Origin of the sequence: Duganella phyllosphaerae (assembly GCF_001758785.1) — a bacterium.
Taxonomy (GTDB): Bacteria; Pseudomonadota; Gammaproteobacteria; order Burkholderiales; family Burkholderiaceae_D; genus Rugamonas; species Rugamonas phyllosphaerae.
Map to the genome: position 1 here is coordinate 1 of NZ_LROM01000020.1, position 5,130 is coordinate 5,130.

Annotated in this window: 2 protein-coding genes and 1 pseudogene; all 3 read left to right on the forward strand. The window is 70.8% G+C overall.

Annotated features, from left to right (window positions below):
• A pseudogene (locus DUPY_RS01090) lies at positions 1–238 on the forward strand (ABC transporter ATP-binding protein); the annotation flags it as partial.
• 4 nt (positions 239–242) lie between these two features.
• Positions 243–2,675 carry an ABC transporter permease gene (locus tag DUPY_RS01095; protein WP_070245883.1) on the forward strand — a complete coding sequence of 811 codons (2,433 nt, stop codon included), beginning with the start codon at positions 243–245 and terminating at the stop codon, positions 2,673–2,675.
• Positions 2,676–2,693: 18 nt separating this feature from the next.
• Positions 2,694–5,130, forward strand: a 2,437-nt coding sequence (locus DUPY_RS01100; RefSeq protein ID WP_070245884.1) for an ABC transporter permease, incomplete at its 3' end; no start/stop codon positions are given.

Sequence of the window (5,130 nt, forward strand, 5' to 3'; positions counted from 1 at the left end):
GCGGGTAGCGATTGCGCGCGCGCTGGTGGCCGGCCCCGCCGTGCTGCTGGCCGATGAACCGACCGGCAACCTCGATTCCGCCCACGGCGACGAGGTCATGCGCCTGCTGCGCGAAATCAACGCCGAGGGCACCACCGTGGTCATGGTCACCCACTCGCCTGACCACGCGGCGCAGGCCTCGCGCACCTTGAACCTGCTCGACGGCCGGGTGGTGGTCGATGCGCTGCAGGCGGCGTAAGGTGATGAACCTGCGCGACTTTCGCATCGGCTGGCGCCTGCTGGTACAGCAGCCGGCTTACTCGCTGGTGGTGATCGCCGGCCTGGCGGTGGGCTTTGCATCATGTTTCCTGCTGTTTGGCTACGTGGCGTTCTGCCTCAACTTCAACAGCGCGGTACCCGCCAACGACAGCGTGGTGGCGGTCAAGCAGCGCTTCAATCTGGCCCCGCGTCCCGAGTGGCAAATCCGCGCCTTCGTGCCGCTGCGGGACGTGGCGCTGGCCAGCGGCATGGCGCAGGCGGCCACCATCGTTCTGCCGCTCGAGACGCCGCTACGCGTCAACGACACGCCCCATGCGCTGGCGCTCAGCGTGGTCGATCCCGCGTTTGCGGCCATGTTCGACGTCCGTGCGCTCGAGGGCGATGTAGAAGCCGCGCTGGCGCGGCCCGACGGCCTGGCGCTGACGCGCACCGGCGCGGCCAGGCTGTTCGGCTCCACGCCCGCGCTGGGCCAGGCGGTACGCGCGGACAGCGCCACGCTGCTGGTGCGGGCGATCCTGCCCGATCCTCCGGCCAATGGCAGCGTCACCTACGAGGCGCTGGTGGGCAGTAGCAGCACCGCCTGGCCACAGCGCGCCACGGCGCTTTCCACATGGCGCAGCGCGCCGGTGTATCTGAAACTGGCGCCCGGCGCTTCCAGCGCGGCATTGACCGCCCTGCTGGAGCAGGCCAACCACAATTCGCCGATGATCCAGCCTATCATGAACAGCGCGCTGGGCCAGGGGCTCAATGGCCGCAAGGTGGCCGATTTCGCGCTGCTGCCGCTGCGCGACGCCTATTTCGATCCGGGCATGGCTGCCAGCCGCGACGGCGCACGCTACGGCCAGCGCGGCGCCGTGGCCGGCATGGCGGCCGGCGGCCTGCTGATCCTGCTGCTCGCGTCCGTCAACTACGTCAACCTGGCCACCGTGCGCACCTTGCGCCGGCAACGCGAGATCGGCATCCGCAAGCTGCTCGGGGCAAGCACGTCGCAACTGGTGCGCCAGTTCCTCAGCGAGGCGATGCTGACCGCCGTACTGGCCGCCATTGTTGGCTTGCTGCTGGCGTGGTTGTTGCTGCCCACCTTCTCCGACCTGGTCAACCGCCGCCTGGAAGGGATGTTTACGCCGTGGCGTTGCCTGCTCGCGCTGGCGTTCGGTGCGCAGGTCGGTGCGGTGGCCGGCCTGTATCCGGCCTGGATCGCCCAGACGGCGCTGCCCGGCCCGGCGCTGGCAGGACGCGGCAACAGCGAAACCGTCGATGGCCTGTGGGTGAGGCGCCTGCTCACGGTGCTGCAGTTTGCCAGCGCCATGGCGATCTGCGCCACAGCGCTGGCGGTCGGCTGGCAAACCTGGTACGCCAGCCACGCCTCGCCCGGTTTCGATCCGCGCCAGTTGCTGGTCCTGGCACTGCCCGAAACATCCGACAAGCCGGGAGCACGCGCCTTTATCGCGCAACTGGCGCGCGAACCCGGCGTGCAGGGCGTCGCCACCATCTCGGAGGCGGTGGGCCGCAACAACGTAATGACGGGTACCACGACCACTGCCGATGGCCGCGACATTCCCATGGAATGGAAACTGGTCAGCCCCAACTGGTTCGCGGTGCACCAGTTGCGGCCCGTGCACGGGCAATTGTTTGATCCGCGCCAGGCGCCGCTGCCGGTGCCGCAGGATTTCGATCCGCGCCGCAGTGCGGCGGCGCAGCAGCTGCCACCCGGCACCGACGTCGTGCTCAGTGCCGCTGCCGCGCTGGCGCTGGGCTATGCAACGCCCGCCGTTGCGGTGGGCAAGCGCCTGTCCGATGGCGGGCAAATCATCGGCATCGCTCCCGACGTGCGCTTTCATGACTTGCGCCAGCCGCCCGGCGCCATCGTGTACCGCGTGCAGCCGGCCCGCGTGCTGACGATCCGCACCAGCGACAGCTTCGAGGCGGCCTACGACCAGGTAGCGTTGCTGTGGCAACGCCATTTTCCGAACCGGATCATGGACCTGCAAAGCCAGGGGGCCGTGCTGGCCGAGCGCTACGCCGACGACGCGCGCCTGGTGCGCATGCTCGGTATCACCAGCGCGGTGGCGATCCTGCTGGCCGGTTTCGGCATCTACGTGCTCTCGGCCTACAGTGTGCAACGCCACCGGCGCCAGATCGTGCTGCGCAAGCTGTACGGCGCCGGCCGTGCCGACATCGCCCTGATGTTGGGTCGCGAATTTTCCTTGCTGGTTGGCGCCGGTGCGCTGGTGGGACTGCCGCTGGCGGCGCTCGCCATTCAAAACTACCTGGCCGCCTACACCGAGCACGCACCGATCGGCGCCTGGACGCTGGCGGCAGCGCTGGCGCTGGCGGCGCTGGTGGCGCTGCTGGCCACCACGCGTCACACGTTCGCCGCATTGCGCGTGGCGCCCGTGGTGGCGCTACGCGACTGAACCCATCAAGGAGCTGCGATGAACCTGTTTAGCCTGCCGCGCCACTTGCGGATCGGCGCCCGCCTGCTGGCGCGCCAGCCGCTGCAATCAGCCATCGAGCTGCTGGGACTGGCTACCGGCTTCGCGGTATGCTTCCTGCTGCTCGGGTATGCGCACTACGCGTTCACCTACGACCGCGACGTGCCCGCACGCGACCAGGTGTACCTGGTCAAGCACCGGCTCAATTTCATCCCGCAGCCGCAGTGGATGGAGTACACGCCGTTCGCTCTGCGCGAGGTGGCGCTGCGCAGCGGCCTGCCGCTCGACGTGAGCGCCTGGTGGCCACGCCAGGCCACCGCGCGCCTGCAAGGCTTGCCACGCGAGGTCGATATCACGCTGGTCGATCCGGCATTCGAGCGCATCGCCGGCCTGCGGGCGGAACAAGGCGATTTGCAGCAAGCGCTCACCCGGCCCGATGGCCTGGCTGTCACGCGCCAGGCCGCGCGCCAGCTGTTCGGCGATGCCGCTGGCGACACCTCCGCGCTGGGCCGCACGGTCGAGATCAACGGCCAGACGGTGCAGGTGCGCGCGGTGCTGGCCGACCGTCCCGCCAACAGCACCATTCAATTCGGCATCCTGGTCGGCGTCGATACCGCGCTGTGGCCGGAACCGGAGCGGCGTGCGGCGCTGGCCAACTGGATGGGCATTGGCGGCCGAATTTACATCAGGACCGGGCCCGGGGTGCAACCGGCGGCGCTGCAACAGGCGCTGCAAAACGTGATCGACCGCGCGCCGTGGGGCAATATGGCCACGCCCGAGATGAAGGCGGCACTGGGCCAGCGCAAGATGGTCGATATCGCCCTGGGGCCGCTGGCCGACGCGTATTTTGATCGCAGCGTGGCAGGCACCATGGGCACAGGCCCGCGCGGCGACCGCCGCCTGGTGCTGGCGATGGCCGGCGCCGGCGTGTTGATCCTGCTGCTCGCTGCGCTCAACTACGTCAACCTGGCCGCCATGCGCGTGGTGCGCCGCCAGCGCGAGATCGCCATGCGGCGCGTGCTGGGCGCCTCCGGCGGCCAGCTGCTCGCCCAGTTCATGGCCGAATCGGTGCTGCTGGCCACCGCGGCCGCCGCGGCCGGCGTGCTGCTGGCGTGGTTGCTGGCGCCGGTGGCGTCCGACCTGCTGGTGTGGCAGACGGCGGGCCTGTTCAGCCCTGCCAGCGTGGCGGCGGCGCTGGCAGCGGGAGTTTTACTGGGCGCGGCGGCAGGGGTCTATCCGGGCTGGCTGGCGCGCGGCGTCGACCTGGCGCGGGTGCTGTCGCACCGCAGCGGCGAGACCGCTGCTGGCCCCTGGTTGCGGCGCGCGCTGGCGGCAGTGCAGTTCGGCGCGGCCATGGCGATGGGCGCCGTGGCGCTGGCGATCCTGTGGCAAACCCGCTTTGCCGCCGCCGCACCGGCTGGCTTCGACGCGGCGCCGCTGCTGGTGGTCGAGCTGCCAGCGGGCGATGCCACGGTCCGGGTGGCAGCGTTGCGCGACGCGCTGGCGCGTTTGCCCGGGGTGGCGGGCGTGGCAGACAGCCGCTCGGTGCCGGGACGCGACGACGGCACCGGCACCCTGGGCAGCGTGGCGGTGCAGCGGGTGGACGGCAGCAGCGCGTCGCTCACCGTGTATGCCGTGGGCGCCGACTTCTTCAACGTCTATGGGCTGGCGCAGGCGGCGGGACGGCTGTTCGATCCGGGTCTGGACCGGGTCCGAAGCCAGCCGGCCGGGCAGCAGGCAGACCAGCCGGCACCACCGCAGGGCGAGCCAGACCAGCCGGTGGTGCTCAACGACGCGGCAGTGCGCGCGCTGGGCTGGCAGTCCGCCGCGCAGGCCGTCGGCCAGCGCATTACCGGCACCCGCTACCGCATCGTCGGCATCGCGCCCGCTATCCGCTGGGAGTCCCTGCGTGCGCCGGTGCGGCCGATCCTGTACGCACTGGCGGACGACAGCAACCTGCTGACAGTGCGCCTGGCCGGCCGGGGCGATGAGTCTGAAGTAGTAGCAGCCCAAGTTGCCATTGCTGCCACGGCCGCGCGCTATGTACAGGGCACGCCGCCGGTGGTGCGGCGCGCGGGCAGCTACGCGGCCGAAGCCTATGCCGCCGATGAACGGGTGGCGCGCATGTTGGGCTGGGCAACAGCGATGGTGCTGGCGCTGGCTGCGTTCGGGGTGTATGCGATGGCCGCAGCCAGCGTGCAGCGGCGCGGGCGCGAGATCGTGCTGCGCAAGCTGCATGGCGCCGGCCGCGCAGCGATTGCAGCGCTGGTGGCGCGCGAATTCGTGCTGCTCACCGCCGCTGCCGCACTGCTCGGGCTGCCGCTGGCGGTGCTGGGCGTGGAGCGCTACCTGGCGCCGTTCGTGGCGCACGCGCCGCTCGGGCGCTGGGCGCCGCTGGCGACGCTGGCGCTGGCGCTGCTGGTGGTGGTGCTGGCGG